Source organism: Kocuria turfanensis, from assembly GCF_001580365.1.
Lineage (GTDB): Bacteria > Actinomycetota > Actinomycetes > Actinomycetales > Micrococcaceae > Kocuria > Kocuria turfanensis.
In genome coordinates this window covers 1,735,787-1,751,621 of sequence record NZ_CP014480.1, presented here as the reverse complement: position 1 = coordinate 1,751,621, position 15,835 = coordinate 1,735,787, and the positions used below count along the sequence as shown (strand labels likewise).

Below are 15,835 nucleotides of genomic sequence, written 5' to 3'. Positions count from 1 at the left end.
CGGGGGTCAGAGCCTTTTGCCGGCGGTGAGGGAGGCGGTCATGAACTCGGCGACCACCTGCTGGGAGATGGCCACGTCGAGGACGAAGACGCCCTCGTCGTGGGTGTCCAGCCAGTCGGTGAGCGCGGTGAGGTCGGCCAGGGTGGTGGCCTTGGTCCCGGCCGCGCCCATCGCCCGGCCCAGGGCGGCGAAGTCGACCTCGTCGATGAGCATCGCGGTGGGGTCCAGGCCCTTGGCGGCGTACTGGTGCAGCTCGGCGCCGTAGGCGGAGTCGTTGAGCACCACGATCACCCCGCGGGCGGTGGCGCGCAGGAAGGTCTCCAGATCGGCCAGGCCCATCAGGCCCCCGCCGTCACCGGTGACGAACACGGTGGTGCGCTCGGGGCGGGCGACCGAGACCCCGGCGGCGGCGCCGAAGCCCAGGCCGATGGACTGGAAGGCGGTGCCGACCAGGACCATGGCCTGCGGGTCGGGCACGGTGAGGTACATCGGGGCCCAGCCGATGAAGTGGCCCCCGTCCATCACCACCGACCGCTGCCTCGGGAGGATGTCCTCCAGGGCGGCGACCACGGCCCTGGGGTTGAGCCGGCCGTCGGGGCCGTACTCGGCCGGGTCCTCGATCGGGGCCGAGGAGCGGTAGGTCTCCCCGGCGACCTCGGGGGCTCCCGCCCGCCAGGTGCGGGCCGGGTCGGCGGCCGGGGTGCGGGCCAGCAGCCCGGCCAGGGCCACCTGGAGGTCGGCGCGGAGGTAGTCGGTGACGGCCGGGTGGGCCATCGCCTCGGCCGGTTCGTTGTCGATGCGGATCATCCGGGTGCCTTCGGCGAAGAGGGTGCCGTAGCGGGACTGGAAGGCGTTCAGGCTCGCCCCGGCCACCAGCACCAGATCGGCCTGGCGGGCGGTGGCCAGGCGGTGGTCGCGGGTGAAGCCCCCGGCGATGCCCAGGTTCCACGGGGAGTCCACCGCGCCCACGGCCATGACCGAGGTCATGAACAGGGCCCCGAGCCGGTCCCCGAGCTCGGCCAGTTCGGTGGTGGCCCCGGCCAGCAGGACCCCGCGCCCGGCCAGGATCAGCGGGCGGTCGGCGGTGCGCAGCAGTCCCGCGATCCGGTCCAGTTCCTCGGGGCCGGGCTGCCAGGCCTCCTTGGCCGGCAGCGGCTCCAGGTCCACCGGCTCGGTCAGGGCGGCGGTGGCGCAGTCGTAGGGGATCGCCAGCACCACCGGCTGGACCGTCCGGGCGGCCAGGTCGAAGGCCCGGTGGGTGATCGCCGCCGCGTTTGCGGGGGTGGCGATCAGGGTGGTGACCCCCACCGCGGCGGCCGCGCCGGTCTGGTCGATGTCGAAGGGCCGCGCCCCGGTGGTGGGGGCGTCACCGACGACGAGGACCAGGGGGATGCGGGCCAGGCGGGCCTCGGCCAGGGCGGTGTAGGTGTTGGTGAACCCGGCCCCGTAGGTCGTGGTGGCCGCCCCGACCCGGCCGGTGGCCCGGTGGTAGGCATCGGCCATGGTCACCGTGGCGGCCTCGTGCCGGGCGGAGGTGAAGCCGAAGCCGGCGGAGGTGAGGTGGCTGATCAGGTGGGCGTTGCCGTTGCCCATCAGCCCGAACAGGTGATCGGTGCGCGCGGCCAGCACATCGGCCACCGCCGTCGAGACCGTGGGCAGCGAGGAGTCGGGGGTCATGGGCGGAGTCCTTTCGGTGGGGCTCCGGTAGGAGTCCCGGGGTGGGAGCGGGATGTGCTCGGGGAGGTCCTGCACGGGTGGAGCCGCCCGCCCGCACCCGTGGGGTGCCGGCGGGCGGCTCGGTGCGCGGCCGGAGGCCGCGCGATCAGTCGCGCCGCTTCTCGGCGGACTCCGCGGCCGTGAGGATCTCGGCGGCCTCGGGGTGCTCGGCGAGGTAGTCGCGATGGACGTCCTGCACGTGCAGGTCGATGCCCTGGATGCTCTTGGGCACCATGGAGACCGCCACGAGCGAGATGATCGCCAGGGCGGCGATGTACACGCCGATGGTCCAGGAGATCCCGGTCTCGTTGAGCAGCAGCTGGGCGATCATCGGGGCGAAGGCCCCGCCGATGATCGAGCCGAACGCGTAGCCGATGGAGACCCCGGAGTAGCGCACCCGGGCCGGGAACATCTCGGCGTAGAGCGCCGACTGCGGCCCGTAGGACAGGCCCAGCCCGACGGTGAGCACCACGATGGCCGCGGCGAAGATCCAGGTGACCCCGGTGTCGAGCAGGAACCACATCGGCACCGACCAGGCGATGATGACGGCGTAGCCGATCTGGAAGGTGCGCACCCGCCCGGCGCGGTCGGACATCCACCCGCCGAGCATGGTGAACACCAGCCAGCCCACGCCGCCGATGAGGGAGGCGATCAGGGTCGCGGAGCGGTCCATGCCCAGGGACTTGGCGCCGTAGGAGGCGAAGAAGGCGATCACCAGGTAGCCGGCGGCGTTGTTGGCCGCGAAGATCAGCGCCGCGAGGGTGACCTGCTTGGAGTTGTGCTTGAACAGCTGGCCCAGCGGGGCCGAGGACTCCTTCTTGCGCAGCTGCATCTCCTTGAACACCGGGGACTCGTCCACGGCCTTGCGGATCAGGTAGCCGACGACGATGAGCGCCACGGAGGAGAGGAACGGAATGCGCCAGCCCCAGGCCTGGAAGTCCTCGGGGGACATCATCGAGGTGAGCGCGAACATGAAGCCCGTGGCCAGCAGCATGCCGATCGGCACGCCGATCTGCGGGTAGGCCCCGAACAGGCCGCGCTTGTGCCGCGGGGCGTGCTCCACCGACATCAGCGCCGCGCCGCCCCACTCGCCGCCGGCGGAGAAGCCCTGGACCACGCGGAAGAGGATGAGCAGGATCGGGGCCCAGATCCCGATGGTGGCGTAGGTGGGCAGCAGGCCGATCAGCATGGTCGCCGCACCCATGCCCACGAGGGTGAGAACGAGGACGATCTTGCGCCCGTACTTGTCGCCCAGGTGGCCGGCCACGACGGCGCCCAGCGGGCGGAACAGGAAGCTGATGCCCAGCGAGGCCCAGGCGACGACCTGGGCGAGGCCGGCGTTGGCCGATTCCAGCGGCTCGAAGAAGAGCGGGGCCAGGACGAAGGCGGCCGCCTGGGCGTAGATGAAGAAGTCGTACCACTCGATGGTGGTGCCCACGAGCGTGCCCGCGAGGACCTTGCGCTCCTCGTGGGACATCTCGTGCCGCCCGGCCGGGGCGGTGTCAGCGTGCGCCATGGGATCTCCAGTGTGGTCGGGGACGGTGTCGTCCTCGGCGGAACCGAACGCTTAATAACCGAACGTTCGGTAGTTCAAGAAGATCCTACGGAGGAAAGTGACGCCTGTCACTACGCATGGGCTGCGATCCGATGCTGCGCCGGGAATGTGACGACGCCCGCTCTGCGGGGAGGGGTCGCCGGGCGGCCGGGCACGGACCGCCGGGGCCGTGGTGCCCGTGCCGTCCCCGTGCCCCAGCCGTCCCGGTGCCCCAGCCGCCCGGGCGGGATCCGCTCAGCCGAACAGCCGCTCCGAGGCCAGGCGCGCGCCGGCCGTGAGGGACTCCAGCTTGGCCCAGGCGATCTGCGGGTGCAGCCGGCCGCCCAGTCCGCAGTCGGTCGAGGCGACGACGTTCTCCCGGCCGACCACCGCGGCGAACTGCTCGATCCGGTCCGCGACGAGCTCGGGGTGCTCCACGACGTTCGTGGAGTGGGAGACCACCCCGGGGATGATCACCCGGCCCTCGGGCAGCGGGTGCTCCTTCCAGACCTTCCACTCGTGGGCGTGGCGGGCGGATGCGCCCTCGAAGGTGTAGCCGCCGGCATTGATGGTCAGCATGAGGTCCACGAGGTGCTTCAGCTCGAGGTCCGTGGTGTGCGGGCCGTGCCAGGAGCCCCAGCACAGGTGGAAGCGCACCTGCTCCTCGGGGATCCCGCGCAGCGCGTGGTTGAGCGCCTCGACGCGCAGCCGGGTGAAGGCCAGGTAGTCCTCCACCGTGGGCTCCGGGTTGACCTGGTCCCAGGACTCCGCGATGGAGGGGTCGTCGATCTGCACGATCAGCCCGGCGGCGGTGATCGCCAGGTACTCCTCCCGCATCGCGTCGGCGCACGCGTAGACGAGCTCCTCGTCGGTGCGGTAGTACTCGTTGGTCACGCGCGCGCAGGAGCCGGGGGACAGCGCCGCGACGAACCCCGTCTCCGCGCCCGTGGCCGCCATCGCGGCCTTGAGGTTGCGGACGTCGGAGGCCACCGCCTCCTGACCGGTGTAGGTCAGCGGCCCGGTGATCTTCGGCTGCGTGGTCGAGGAGCGCCCGGTGAGGATGCCCGACGTCGGGTCCTCGTACGCCTCCCGGAACCGCTCCCGGTCCCGGCGGTCCGGGAAGCTCGTGAGCACGACGTGTCCGGGCGAGGAGCGTCTGCGCTCCGTGGACGCCCACCGGTCCTCGTCCGTGGGCGTCAGCCCGCCGAGGCGGGAGAAGGAGTAGTTCCACCAGGCCCCGTAGTCGACGGCGCTGGACATCGTGTGCCCGTACTCGCCGTCGTTGACCACGTCCACACCGGTCTCCCGCTGGCGCCGCACGACGTCCTCGACGCCCGCCGCGAGCTCGTCCGTGAGCTGCTCGAACGTGATCGCGCTCTGGGCGTGCTGCCGGTTGGCCTCCAGGAGGCGCGGGGTCCGGGGCAGGGAGCCCACATGGGTGGTCTGCACGCGGTCGGTGTTCTGCAGGGTCATGGAGGTGCTCCTCGGAGGGGGGTGACGGGTGCGGTGACGGGGGCGGGGCGGGCGGGGCGCTCAGGCCCAGAGCCGGCGCGAGGCGAGCTCGGCGCCGCGGGCGAGGGTCTCGAGCTTCGCCCACGCGATCTGCGGGTGCACCCGTCCGCCCAGGCCGCAGTCGGTCGAGGCGATGACGTTCTCGCGCCCCACGAGCTTCGCGTAGCGCTCGATCCGGTCGGCGACGAGCTCGGGGTGCTCCACGACGTTGGTGGCGTGCGAGACCACGCCGGGCAGGATCAGCTTGCCCTCGGGCAGCGTGTGGTCCTCCCAGACCTTCCACTCGTGCTCGTGCCGGGCGTTGGCGCCCTCGAAGGAGTAGGCGCCCGCGTCGATCGACAGCAGCAGGTCCACCAGGTGCTTGAACTCGAGGTCCGTGGTGTGCGGGCCGTGCCAGGAGCCCCAGCACAGGTGGAAGCGGATCCGCTCCTGCGGCAGGCCGCGGAGGGCGTGGTTGAGGGCCTCCACCCGGACCTGGACGAAGCGCCGGTAGTCCTCGACGGCCGGCTCGGGGTTGATCTGGTCCCAGGACTCGGCGATGGAGGGGTCGTCGATCTGCAGCACCAGGCCGGCGTCGAGGATGGCGGTGTACTCCTCGCGGAGCACGTCCGCCCACGCGTAGAGGAACTCCTCCTCGCTCGCGTAGTGGTGGTTGCCGATCCGCGCGGCCGAGCCGGGGGACAGGGCGGCGACGAAGCCCTCGGCCGCCCCCGTCTCCCGCAGCGCGGCGGTGAGGTTGGCGACGTCGGAGGAGACCGCGTCCCGGCCGGTGTAGCTGATCGGACCGGTCGCGGCCGGGAACACGGGCGGCGGCAGGTCGGGGTCGGCCAGGTGGATGCCGGAGGAGGGGTCCGTGTAGGCGTCGTGGAAGGCGGCGAGGTCCCGCCGGTCCAGGAAGCTCGTGAGCACCACGTTGCCGGGGGTCGAGCGCTTCGGGACGTGGATGTCGTTGTCGTCGACGATCTCGAGCCCGCCCGTGCGGTCGAAGGAGTAGGTCCACCACGCTCCGTAGTCCACCGAGTGGGTCATCGCGTGGCCGTACTCGCCGTCGTTGACCACGTCGATGCCGGCCTCGCGCTGGCGGCGCACGACGTCCACGACGGCGTCCCGCAGCAGGCGGTCGAACTCCTCGGCGCCGGCCCCGCCCGGGACGCGCGCCTCGTTGGCCTCCAGCAGTTCCGGGGTCCGGGGGAGGGAGCCGGCGTGGGACGTGAGGATGCGGTCGGCACTGTGCAGCATGAGGCGCTGTCCTTTCCATCGGTCCTGGCGGTAGCACCGGGGCGGAGGGCGCGGGGGCCGTCCGTGCGGGTTGCTGCGGCGTCGTCGAGCCAGGTCTCTCGGCCGCTCTGGATGGTGACGACCCCATCCAATCCCACGGCCCGGATGTTGCGCCATTCGGGAGCCGCGTGACGGGCATGACGCCGTGTGACGCGCGGGCCCCTGCTCGCCGTCGTGCTCCGGATCACATACCGTGACGGTGACCGGCGCCCCGGACCCTGTGGGCGCGGCCGACGGAAGGAAGGATCCCCATGTTCCAGGACAACGGCCTCGAGGGCCGCACCGCGCTGGTGACCGGTGGAGCGAGCGGCATCGGGCTGGCCGCGGCCCGCGCCCTGGCGGGCGCCGGGGCGCACGTGGTGGTGGCCGACGTCGACGAGGCCGGCGCGCAGCGGGTCGCCGACGAGCTCGGCGGGCGGGCGTGGGCCGTCGACCTGCTCGACACCGCGGCGCTGGCCGGGCTGAGCCTGGAGGTGGACGTGCTCGTGAACAACGCCGGCATCCAGAAGGTCGCCCCGATCCAGGACTTCGACCCCGCCGACTTCCACCGGATCCTCGTGCTCATGCTCGAGAGCCCGTTCCTGCTGGTGCGCGCGGCCCTGCCGCACATGTACGAGCGGGGCTGGGGACGGGTCGTGAACATCTCCTCCGTGCACGGGCTGCGGGCCTCCCCCTACAAGAGCGCCTACGTCGCGGCCAAGCACGGCCTCGAGGGGCTGTCCAAGACCGTGGCCCTGGAGGGGGCGGCGCACGGGGTGACCAGCAACTGCGTCAACCCCGGCTACGTGCGCACCCCGCTGGTGGAGAAGCAGGTCGCCGACCAGGCCAAGGTGCACGGGATCCCCGAGTCCGAGGTCGTGGAGCGGATCATGCTCGGCGAGACGCCGGTGAAGAAGCTCGTGGACCCCGAGGACGTCGGCAGCCTCGTGGCGTGGCTGGCCGGACCGCACGCCGCCATGGTCACCGGCGCGTCCTACACGATGGACGGCGGCTGGACGGCGCGCTGAGCGGGCCGGTGGCCGCTCAGCGGTGGCCCAGCTCCCGGGAGAGCCGGTGGGCCTCCGTGAGCAGAGCCCGCCCCAGGAGCCCGCGGCGCTCCCCGGCGAAGCGGGGCTCGATCCCCGTGAGGCTCAGCGCGTAGACGGGGGCGCCGGTCGTGTCGAAGACCGCCGCGGCCATGCCCCAGCTGCCCTCCACGATCAGCCCCGGGTTCACCGCGAAGCCCTCCCGCCGCACGTCCTCCAGCAGCCCGCGGATCCGCTCGGGGGTGTGCAGCGGGCCCCACTGGGCGCGGGCCTCGGCCGTGGCGGCGAGGATCCGCTCCACCTCCGCGTCCGGCAGGTGGGCCAGGACCGCCAGGCCGGCCGAGGCCACCCCCAGCGGAAGCCGCAGGCCCTCGTACAGCACGTGGGAGCGGATCGGGAACGCCCCCTCGACCCGGGCCAGGCACACCGTCTCGGGTCCGCGGCGCGCCGAGAGGAACGCGCTCTCCCCCGTGGCCTCGGCGAGCCGGCGCAGGGACGGCCCGGCCAGCTCCCGGATCGGGTAGCGGTGGGCGGCGACCGCGCCCAGCACGTAGAGCTCGGGGCCGAGCTGCCACGCCGTGCTGCCGGCGGGGCGGTCCACGAGCCCCTCCTCGGCCAGTCCCGTCAGGAGGCGGTGCACGGTGGGGCGCGTCAGCCCGGTCGCCGCCGCGAGCTCCGCCACGGTGCTGCCCTGCTCCCGCCCCGCGACGGCGCGCAGCAGCTGCGCGACGCGGTGGACCACCTGGGTGCCCGAGCCGGCCCCGACCTTCTCCGTCATGGACTCCACTATATGGACATTCGGGGACCTGGTGGCCGGATGGTGAGGAACGTCCGCGGAATCCCGGCGCACCTGTTGACCGGTATGTGGGGTGTTCCTAGATTGAGTCCTGGGTCACAGTTCACCGACAGGAAGGGACAAGGGTGTCCAAGGTCATCGACAACGCCGCCGAGCTGCTGGCGGAGCACCTGCGGGACGGCATGACGCTCGCCGTCGGCGGGTTCGGGCTCAGCGGGATCCCGCGGGACCTCATCGAGGCGGTCCGCGACTCCGGGGTCACCGGCCTCACGGTGGTCTCCAACAACATGGGCGTGGACGGCAAGGGCCTCGGGGTGCTGCTGGAGAACCACCAGGTGACGAAGGTGCTCGCCTCCTACGTGGGCGAGAACAAGCTCTTCGCCCAGCAGTACCTGGACGGCGAGCTCGAGGTCGAGTTCAACCCGCAGGGCACGCTCGCCGAGCGGCTCCGGGCCGGCGGCGCGGGCATCCCGGCCTTCTACACGAAGACCGGGGTCGGCACCCTCGTGGCCGAGGGCAAGCCGCACGCCGAGTTCGACGGCGAGACCTACGTGCAGGAGCGCGGCATCGTCGCGGACATCGCCCTGGTGCACGCCCACACCGGTGACACCGACGGGAACCTCGTCTACCGCTACACCGCGCGCAACTTCAACCCGATCGTCGCCACCGCGGGGAAGCTCACCGTCGCCGAGGTCGAGCGCCTCGTGCCGGTCGGCGAGATCCACCCGGACCACATCGTGACCCCCGGCGTCTACGTGCAGCACGTCGTGCAGTACAGCGGCGCCCCCAAGGACATCGAGCAGCGCACCGTCCGCCCCCGCCCCGCCCTGGCCGGGCAGCCCTCCCAGCAGAACGGAGACCACGCATGAGCTGGACCCGCGACGAGATGGCGGCGATCGCCGCCGTGGAGCTCTCCGACGGCGACTACGTCAACCTCGGCATCGGCATCCCCACCCTGGTGGCCAACAACCTGCCCGAGGGCGTGAACGTGGTGCTGCAGTCCGAGAACGGCGTGCTCGGCATGGGCCCGTTCCCCTACGAGGGGGAGGAGGACCCGGACCTCATCAACGCCGGCAAGCAGACCATCACGCTGCTGCCCGGGGCCTCGATCTTCGACTCCGCCACGTCCTTCGGGATGATCCGCGGCGGCCACGTCAAGATCGCGATCCTCGGGGCCATGCAGGTCTCCGGCTCGGGCGACCTCGCCAACTGGATGATCCCCGGCAAGATGGTCAAGGGCATGGGCGGGGCCATGGACCTCGTCGCCGGCACCCCGCGCGTCGTCGTGCTGACCGAGCACGTGACCAAGGACGGCTCCGCCAAGATCAAGACCGAGTGCGACCTCCCGCTCACCGGTGTGGGCGTGGTCGACCGCATCGTCACGGACCTGTGCGTCTTCGACGTCGAGGACGGCGGGCTCGTGCTGCGCAGCCTCGCCCCCGGCGTCACCGAGGACGAGGTCCGCGCGAAGACCGAGGCGTCCTTCCGCACCGAGCTGCAGGACGTCACCCCCGAGAGCGTCCCCACCGAGAGCGTACCCACCGAGACCGTGTCCACCGCACCAGGTGCTGCCGAGGAGAACCGATGAACACCGCCGACGACGTCGTCATCCTGTCCGGCGCCCGCACGCCCCAGGGCAAGATCCTGGGGCAGCTGGCGTCCCTCACCGCCGCCGAGCTGGGCGCCCACGCCATCACGTGCGCGCTCGAGCGCGCCGGCCTCACCCCCGACCAGGTCGACTACGTGATCATGGGCCACGTCCTGCAGGCCGGGGCCGGCCAGAACCCCGCCCGCCAGGCGGCGGTCACCGCCGGCATCCCGCTCGGGGTGCCCGCCGAGACCGTGAACAAGGTGTGCCTCTCCGGGCTCGTGGCCATCACCAACGCCGCCCGGATGATCCGGGCCGGCGAGGCCGAGATCGTCGTGGCCGGCGGCCAGGAGTCCATGACCAACGCCCCGCACCTCGCCGCGGGCGTGCGGCAGGGCAAGAGCTACGGCGACCTCAGGCTCGAGGACGCCGTGGCCAAGGACGGTCTCGTGGACGTCGCCGCCTGCGTGTCCATGGGCTCGCTCACCGAGTCCGGCAACGGCGAGCGGTCCATCTCCCGCGCGGAGCAGGACGAGGTCGCGGCCCAGAGCCACCGGCGCGCGGCCCGCGCCACCGCCGACGGCATCTTCCGCGAGGAGATCGCCCCGGTGACGATCCCGCAGCGCAAGGGCGACCCGCTCGTGGTCGACGCCGACCAGGGCATCCGGCCGGACTCCACGGCCGAGTCCATGGGGGGCCTGCGACCGGCGTTCGCGAAGGACGGCACCATCACCGCCGGCAACTCCTCGCCGCTGTCCGACGGGGCGGCGGCCGTGGTGCTGACCAGCCGGGGATACGCCGAGCGCCACGGGCTGGAGCACCTCGCCGTCGTCGGCGCCCCGGGCCAGGTCGCCGGGCCCGACACATCCCTGCACTCCCAGCCGTCCCGGGCCATCGAGGCCGCCGTCGAGAAGGCCGGCTGGTCCGTGCAGGACCTCGACTTCATCGAGATCAACGAGGCGTTCGCGTCCGTGCTGATCCAGTCCCTGCGGGACCTCGACTACCCGTGGGAGAAGGCCAACATCCACGGCGGCGCCGTGGCCCTCGGCCACCCGATCGGCGCCTCCGGGGCGCGCCTGGCCCTGCACGCGGCGCTCGAGCTCTCCCGCCGCGGCTCCGGCAGGGCCGCGGTCTCCCTCTGCGGCGGCGGCGGCCAGGGCGAGGCGCTGCTGCTCTACCGCGACTGACCCCGCTCCGCCCACTGACCACGTCCGGCGGGAGCCGCCACGCGATCGCGTGGTCGCTCCCGCCGGACGTGGTCGCTCGTGTCGGGGCACCGGCCGGCGCGGACCCCCGTAAGGTCGGTGCGAGGACCGCGACGAGACAGGAGAATCCACCCGTGCCGTTCTTCCTCGCCCGCCTGGTCCGCCGGCTGGGCAGCGCCCGGGCCTGGGGGCTGCCCCTGCTGATCGTCGTCACGGTCTTCCTCACCAGCTGGCCGCTGATGGCCTGGGCGGAGCCGGCCGAGAACCCGATCGCCGCGGTCGAGAACTACTGGTGATGGTTCGTGGTCACCGCGTCCACGGTCGGCTACGGCGACTTCTTCCCGACCACCCTCGGCGGCCACCTCGTCGGCGTCTACGTCATCATCGGGGGCATCGCCACCCTGACGACCCTCTTCACCAAGATCGCCACGGCCATCGAGAACGCGAAGGGACAGCGCATGAAGGGCCAGCTCGACCTCGACCTGTCGGACCACCTCGTGATCCTCGGGTACACGCCCGGACGCACCGAGCGGCTCGTCCAGGAGCTCACCGCGGACGGCGTCCTCCCGATCGCGCTCTGCGCCTGGGACGAGGTGGCGGAGAACCCGCTGCCGGACCACCCCGACCACGGCTTCGTCCGCGGCGACCTCGCCGAGGAGACCGTGCTCCGCCGCGCCGGGACCCACCGCGCGGGCCGGGTGCTCGTCGACGCCCGCGACGACAACGAGGCGCTCACGCTCACCGTGGCCGCGGCCCACCTGAACCGCAGCGCCCACATCGTGGTGACCCTGCGCGACATGGTCCGCGCCCGGAACTTCTCCTACCTCGACCGCACGGTGCAGTGCGTGCAGTGGCACTCGCCGCGGATGGCCACCGAAGAGCTCCAGGACCCCGGCATCGCGGCCGTGTACGCGGACCTGATGACCCACGGTGGCCGCAACACCTACAGCACCCGGCTGCCCGACGCGCTCGCGGGGACGGTCGTCGGGGAGCTCCAGACCGGCATCGGCCGCGGCTTCGACGCGACCCTGCTCGCCGTCCAGCTCGACGGCGCGGTGATCAGCCCCGGCTGGAACTCCCCGCTGCCGGCGGGCTCCGTCCTGTACTACGTGGGCGGGCGCCGGCTCTCGGCGGAGGACATCGTCAGGTCCTGCGCGCGCTGAAGCCCGCCCGGCGGGCGTGCGGCGCGTACCGGACGGGTCAGCCCCGGCGCCGGAGCAGGGCCCGTCCCGCGGCGACGGCGGCGCCGCCCGCCAGGACCCACGGCCCGGCGACGACGACCGGGTCCAGCCACGTGTGGGAGAGGTCGGCGCGCGTGGAGCCCCGCCGGGACGAGAGGCCGTGCCGGGAGAACTCGCTGAGCACCCCGGTCTCGGTGATCGGGTTGTCCGGGCGCAGGCTCGCGAACGAGACGAGGTGGCTCTCCCACGCGTCGACCCGGTCGGCCGCCAGCAGGATCAGCCAGTGCGCGGCCCGGCCCTCGCCGTACCTCCGGTAGGCGTGCCGGCGGAGCACCCCGGAGAGGCCCTTGGGCGGGCAGGAGGTGCCGAAGACGGGGGTGAGCTGCGCGTGCTCGATCGACCGCTCCCGCGGCCACCGCTCCTCCTGGGGCTCCGGGACCTCCCAGTGCGCCCCGGTGGCGCCGGGGTCGTAGCGCAGCTTCGGCACGGAGGGGCGGTCGGCCGGGTCCAGGTCCGCGCCCCAGCCGGGGATGCGGGACCGCAGCTCCGCGCGGTCCACGGGACGCCGGGCCTCGCCGGCGGTGTACGGGGTGGAGGTCATGGTCGCAGTGCCCTTCCTCAGGAGGTGCCCGGCACGATGAGCGGCTTGATGCAGCCGTCCAGCTTGGCCGAGAAGATGTGGTACCCCTCGGCGATGTGCTCCAGGGGGATCCGGTGGGTCACGATGTCGCTGGGCTTGAGGTAGCCGTTGCGGATGTGCTCGAACAGCCTCGGCCACTGCCGCTTCACGGGGCACTGGTTCATCCGCAGGGTCAGCCCCTTGTTGAGTGCGTCGCCGAACTTCACCGCGCTGAACATCGGCCCGTACGCACCCATCACCGAGACGGTCCCGCCCTTGCGCACGGAGTCGATCGCCCAGTTCAGCGCGATGGGGGACCCGCCCTGCAGCTTGAGCTTGGCCGAGGTCACGTGCTGGGTGAAGTTGCCGTCCGCCTCGGCCCCCACGGCGTCGATCACGACGTCGGCGCCCAGGTGGTCGGTGGTCCTCTTCATCTCCACCACGATGTCGTCGTGCTCCGCGAAGTTGACCGTCTCGGCGTGGGCGAACTCCCGGGCCTTCTCGAGCCGGTACTCCAGGTGGTCGATCACGATCACCCGGCCCGCGCCCATCAGCCACGCCGACTTCGCGGCGAACAGCCCCACCGGGCCGGCGCCGAGGACGACGACGGTGTCGCCCTCCACGATGTCGCCCAGCTGGGCCCCGAAGTAGCCGGTGGCGAGGGCGTCGGTGAGCAGCACCGCGTCCTCCTCGTCCATCCAGTCCGGGATGATCGAGGGCCCCACGTCAGCGAAGGGCACCCGCACGAACTCGGCCTGGCCGCCGTCGTAGCCCCCGCACGTGTGGGAGTAGCCGTAGATCCCGCCCACCGCGGTGGCGTTCGGGTTCACGTTGTGGCAGTTGGAGTACAGGCCCCGGGCGCAGTACCAGCAGGACCCGCAGTACACGTTGAACGGCACCATCACCCGGTCACCGGGCTTGAGGCGCTCCACCGAGGAGCCCACCTCGTGGACCACTCCGACGAACTCGTGGCCGAAGGTCATCCCCACCCGGGTGTCCGGCATCATCCCGTGGTAGAGGTGCAGGTCCGACCCGCAGATCGCCGCCGTCGTCACCCGGACGATCGCGTCGTTGGGATGCTCGATCCGGGGGACGTCCCGTTCCTCCACGCGCACCTTGTAGGGTCCGCGGTACACCATTGCTCGCATCCGGCCCGCCTCGATCAGTAAGCACACTGTTGATGGAGGCCAGCGTTCCACCGTCCCCGGGCGCGGTCAACCCCCTGCGCGGGACAGGGTCCGGGTGCTCAGCCCGCGCCGGCGGAGCCGGCCCGGTCGCCCCGCTCCCGACCGGCTCCGGCTCCCACGGAGCCGGCGAGGTCGCCGCTCGAGGGCACGCGCGGGTGGAAGCGGCGGTCGAGCAGCGTGTTGGCCGCCCAGGCCAGCAGATCGCGCTGCCGGACCGGCAGGTCCAGGCACCCGTGCCGGTAGCCCTCGACCTCGAGCTCCCCGGCGGTCCCGCCGAGGGCGAGGTAGCGCACCCAGAGCCGGCGACCGCCGATGCGCGCGTCCTCGAGCGCCTGGTGCAGCCGGGCGGCCTGTTCCCGGCCCAGGGTGTCGTCCATCGTCGTCCTTCCGTGCGTCGGGGCGGAGGAGGCGGTGCCGCGGCTGCGGCCGGCTCCCGCTCCCACTCCCACGGTAGGAAGGCGCTTCCCTGCGGGGCCACGGTTTTCACAGAGGTACACCATTGTGTCCGTGTGTGGTGCCGCGCCCCGGGGTGCCGTCCCCGCGTCCCGTCCCGGGGTCCCGCCGCGGCATGCGGCCGGGGCGTCCCGCGGGCTCCGGGCCCGGTCTCCCGGCACCCGGGTCAGGCGGCGACGACCGCGCCGTAGAGCTCCTCGAAGCGGGCGCGGACCGCGCCGTAGTGCTCGGCCCGCTCCGGCACCGGCGCGCGCTCCGGGCCGTAGGGCGGACGGGCCCGCTCGACGTCCGGGGCCAGGGTCTCGAGGGCGAGCAGGGCCGTGCCGCGCAGCGTCGCGCGCTTGAACTCCGCCCGGGCCACGGGCTTGCCGAGGGTGTCGGCGAGGATCTGCATCAGCCCTGGCACGTCCTGGGACGCGCTGCCCGAGGCCACCACGTGCTCCACGCCGCCGGCGACGTCCTCGAGCTGGTCCGCCACGCGCGCGTAGGAGGCGGCCACGCCCTCCAGCACGCCGCGCGCCAGGTCCGCGCCGGTGGCCGCGGCGGTGACATCGGCCAGCACCGCCCGGGCGCCGCCGGCCCAGCCGGTCGAGCGCTCGCCGGTGAAGAAGGGCAGCACCACCGGGGTGCCCTCGGCGACCTCCGCCTCGGCGACGTCCTGGAGCGTGGTGCCCTCCGGCAGCCGCACCGTGTCCCCGAGCCAGCCGATCGCCCGTCCGACGTCGTTGAGGGCCCCGCCCAGCAGGCACCGCCGCGCGTCGACGCGGTAGCACCACAGCCCGCTGGGGACCCGCTCCGGGATCGCGTGCAGCAGCACGCGCGCGGCCCCCGAGGTGGCGGCGGAGACCACCAGGGTCGAGGCGTCGGTCCCGCCCGAGCCCAGGTTGGCGCTCAGCCCGTCGGCCACGGGAGCGAACCAGCGCGCGCCCTCGAGGGCGGGCCAGCGCCGTGCCACGGAGTCCGCGACGTCCGGGATCGGCTCGTGCGGGTCGAGCACGGGGCTGAGCTGCTCGGCGTCCAGTCCGCAGGCGAGCAGCAGCGGTTCGTCCCACCGGCCCGTGCGCCGGTCCAGCAGGCCGGTCCACGCGGCCGTGGCGGTCCCGGCGCACGCGGTGCCGAGCAGGCGCAGGTGCACGTACTCGCCGAGGGACATCCACCGCCGTGCCCGCTCCCACGTCCGCGGGTCCGTCTCGCGGATCCACCGCAGCCGCGGGGCGAGGTAGGAGGTGTGCAGGCGGGTGCCCGTGCGCTGGAGGACCGCGGGCTCGTCGAGCTCCGCCCGCAGCGCCGCGAGCTGCTCCGCGCACCGGGAGTCCGCGTAGGTGAAGCAGGGGGTGAGCGCCGCGTCGTCGTCGCCGACCCCCACGAGCGAGGACGCGAAGGTGTCCAGGGCGACCCCGGCCACCCGGCCGGCCAGCGCCGGGTCGGCCAGGACGAGGTCGAGGATCGCCGCCAGCTCCTCGGTGACCTGGTCGGGGTCGATCACGGAGGTGCCGTCGGCCCCGGTGGTGAACTCGTGCTCGATCTTGTGCCGGTAGCCGCGCACCGGGGTCCCGGTGGCGTCGTGCAGGCCGCCCCGGCTGCCCGTGGAGCCGACGTCGAGGGCCATCACGAGCGGGTCGACCGCCTCCGCCAGGCCCACGGAGAAGGAGGCGTTGTCGTCCGGCCGCGGGGGCGTGGCGTGCTGGCTCATGGGGGAGTCCTCCTTCGGGTCGTCTCTCGCCCCAGTGTAGGAGCGGCC

General features: G+C 73.1%; 15 protein-coding genes. 6 read left to right on the top strand and 9 right to left on the bottom strand.

All coding sequences use genetic code 11. The features are described from left to right. Positions 1-6: 6 nt before the first annotated feature. The 4 genes from AYX06_RS08065 to AYX06_RS08050 all read right to left on the bottom strand — a co-directional run bounded on the left by AYX06_RS08065 (position 7) and on the right by AYX06_RS08050 (position 6,001). Positions 7-1,677 carry a thiamine pyrophosphate-binding protein gene (locus AYX06_RS08065; protein WP_062735329.1) on the bottom strand — a complete coding sequence of 557 codons (1,671 nt, stop codon included), beginning with the start codon at positions 1,675-1,677 and terminating at the stop codon, positions 7-9. 145 nt (positions 1,678-1,822) lie between these two features. Continuing rightward, positions 1,823-3,232: an MFS transporter gene (locus AYX06_RS08060; protein ID WP_062735328.1), complete on the bottom strand. Its 1,410-nt coding sequence runs from the start codon at positions 3,230-3,232 to the stop codon at positions 1,823-1,825. Positions 3,233-3,505: 273 nt separating this feature from the next. Then, on the bottom strand, positions 3,506-4,723 hold the full coding sequence (locus AYX06_RS08055; RefSeq protein WP_062735327.1) for a cobalamin-independent methionine synthase II family protein: 1,218 nt from the start codon (positions 4,721-4,723) through the stop codon (positions 3,506-3,508). A gap of 60 nt (positions 4,724-4,783) precedes the next feature. Continuing rightward, positions 4,784-6,001: a cobalamin-independent methionine synthase II family protein gene (locus tag AYX06_RS08050; protein WP_062735326.1), complete on the bottom strand. Its 1,218-nt coding sequence runs from the start codon at positions 5,999-6,001 to the stop codon at positions 4,784-4,786. A 290-nt stretch (positions 6,002-6,291) separates the two neighbouring features. Here AYX06_RS08050 and AYX06_RS08045 point away from each other — a divergent pair, with 290 nt between their 5' ends. Next, positions 6,292-7,047, top strand: coding sequence for a 3-hydroxybutyrate dehydrogenase (locus AYX06_RS08045; RefSeq protein WP_062735325.1), 756 nt, complete (start codon positions 6,292-6,294; stop codon positions 7,045-7,047). A gap of 16 nt (positions 7,048-7,063) precedes the next feature. Here the strand turns inward: AYX06_RS08045 and AYX06_RS08040 are convergent, their stop codons facing one another. After that, a complete protein-coding gene (locus tag AYX06_RS08040; protein WP_062735324.1) occupies positions 7,064-7,843 on the bottom strand; it encodes an IclR family transcriptional regulator in 780 nt (259 codons plus the stop codon). Positions 7,844-7,986: 143 nt separating this feature from the next. On the opposite strand from AYX06_RS08040, the gene AYX06_RS08035 reads away from it, so the two are divergent. From AYX06_RS08035 to AYX06_RS08020, 5 genes are all read left to right on the top strand, one after another. Then, positions 7,987-8,730 (top strand): CoA transferase subunit A, encoded by a 744-nt coding sequence (locus AYX06_RS08035; RefSeq protein WP_062735323.1) that lies wholly within the window; start codon positions 7,987-7,989, stop codon positions 8,728-8,730. Further along, positions 8,727-9,449, top strand: a complete 723-nt coding sequence (locus AYX06_RS08030) for a CoA transferase subunit B (RefSeq protein ID WP_062735322.1) — start codon at positions 8,727-8,729, stop codon at positions 9,447-9,449. The genes AYX06_RS08035 and AYX06_RS08030 overlap by 4 nt, the downstream gene beginning before the upstream one ends. Then, complete coding sequence (locus AYX06_RS08025) at positions 9,446-10,636, top strand: acetyl-CoA C-acetyltransferase (protein ID WP_062735321.1); 1,191 nt, start codon at positions 9,446-9,448, stop codon at positions 10,634-10,636. The genes AYX06_RS08030 and AYX06_RS08025 overlap by 4 nt, the downstream gene beginning before the upstream one ends. 152 nt (positions 10,637-10,788) lie before the next feature. Then, positions 10,789-10,950 carry a hypothetical protein gene (locus tag AYX06_RS20190; RefSeq protein WP_198161422.1) on the top strand — a complete coding sequence of 54 codons (162 nt, stop codon included), beginning with the start codon at positions 10,789-10,791 and terminating at the stop codon, positions 10,948-10,950. A 6-nt stretch (positions 10,951-10,956) separates the two neighbouring features. Beyond that, a complete protein-coding gene (locus tag AYX06_RS08020; RefSeq protein WP_198161421.1) occupies positions 10,957-11,817 on the top strand; it encodes a potassium channel protein in 861 nt (286 codons plus the stop codon). Positions 11,818-11,854: 37 nt separating this feature from the next. Here AYX06_RS08020 and AYX06_RS08015 read toward each other — a convergent pair whose 3' ends face one another. The 4 genes from AYX06_RS08015 to AYX06_RS08000 all read right to left on the bottom strand — a co-directional run bounded on the left by AYX06_RS08015 (position 11,855) and on the right by AYX06_RS08000 (position 15,787). Beyond that, entirely contained in the window at positions 11,855-12,436 is a 582-nt protein-coding gene (locus AYX06_RS08015) for a hypothetical protein (protein WP_062735320.1), read from the bottom strand. Between the two features lie 17 nt (positions 12,437-12,453). Further along, positions 12,454-13,602: a zinc-dependent alcohol dehydrogenase gene (locus AYX06_RS08010; protein ID WP_062735319.1), complete on the bottom strand. Its 1,149-nt coding sequence runs from the start codon at positions 13,600-13,602 to the stop codon at positions 12,454-12,456. A gap of 98 nt (positions 13,603-13,700) precedes the next feature. Beyond that, a complete protein-coding gene (locus AYX06_RS08005) occupies positions 13,701-14,018 on the bottom strand; it encodes a hypothetical protein (protein WP_062735318.1) in 318 nt (105 codons plus the stop codon). Positions 14,019-14,260: 242 nt separating this feature from the next. Beyond that, positions 14,261-15,787 carry a gluconokinase gene (locus tag AYX06_RS08000; RefSeq protein WP_062735317.1) on the bottom strand — a complete coding sequence of 509 codons (1,527 nt, stop codon included), beginning with the start codon at positions 15,785-15,787 and terminating at the stop codon, positions 14,261-14,263. Between the last annotated feature and the right edge of the window lie 48 nt (positions 15,788-15,835).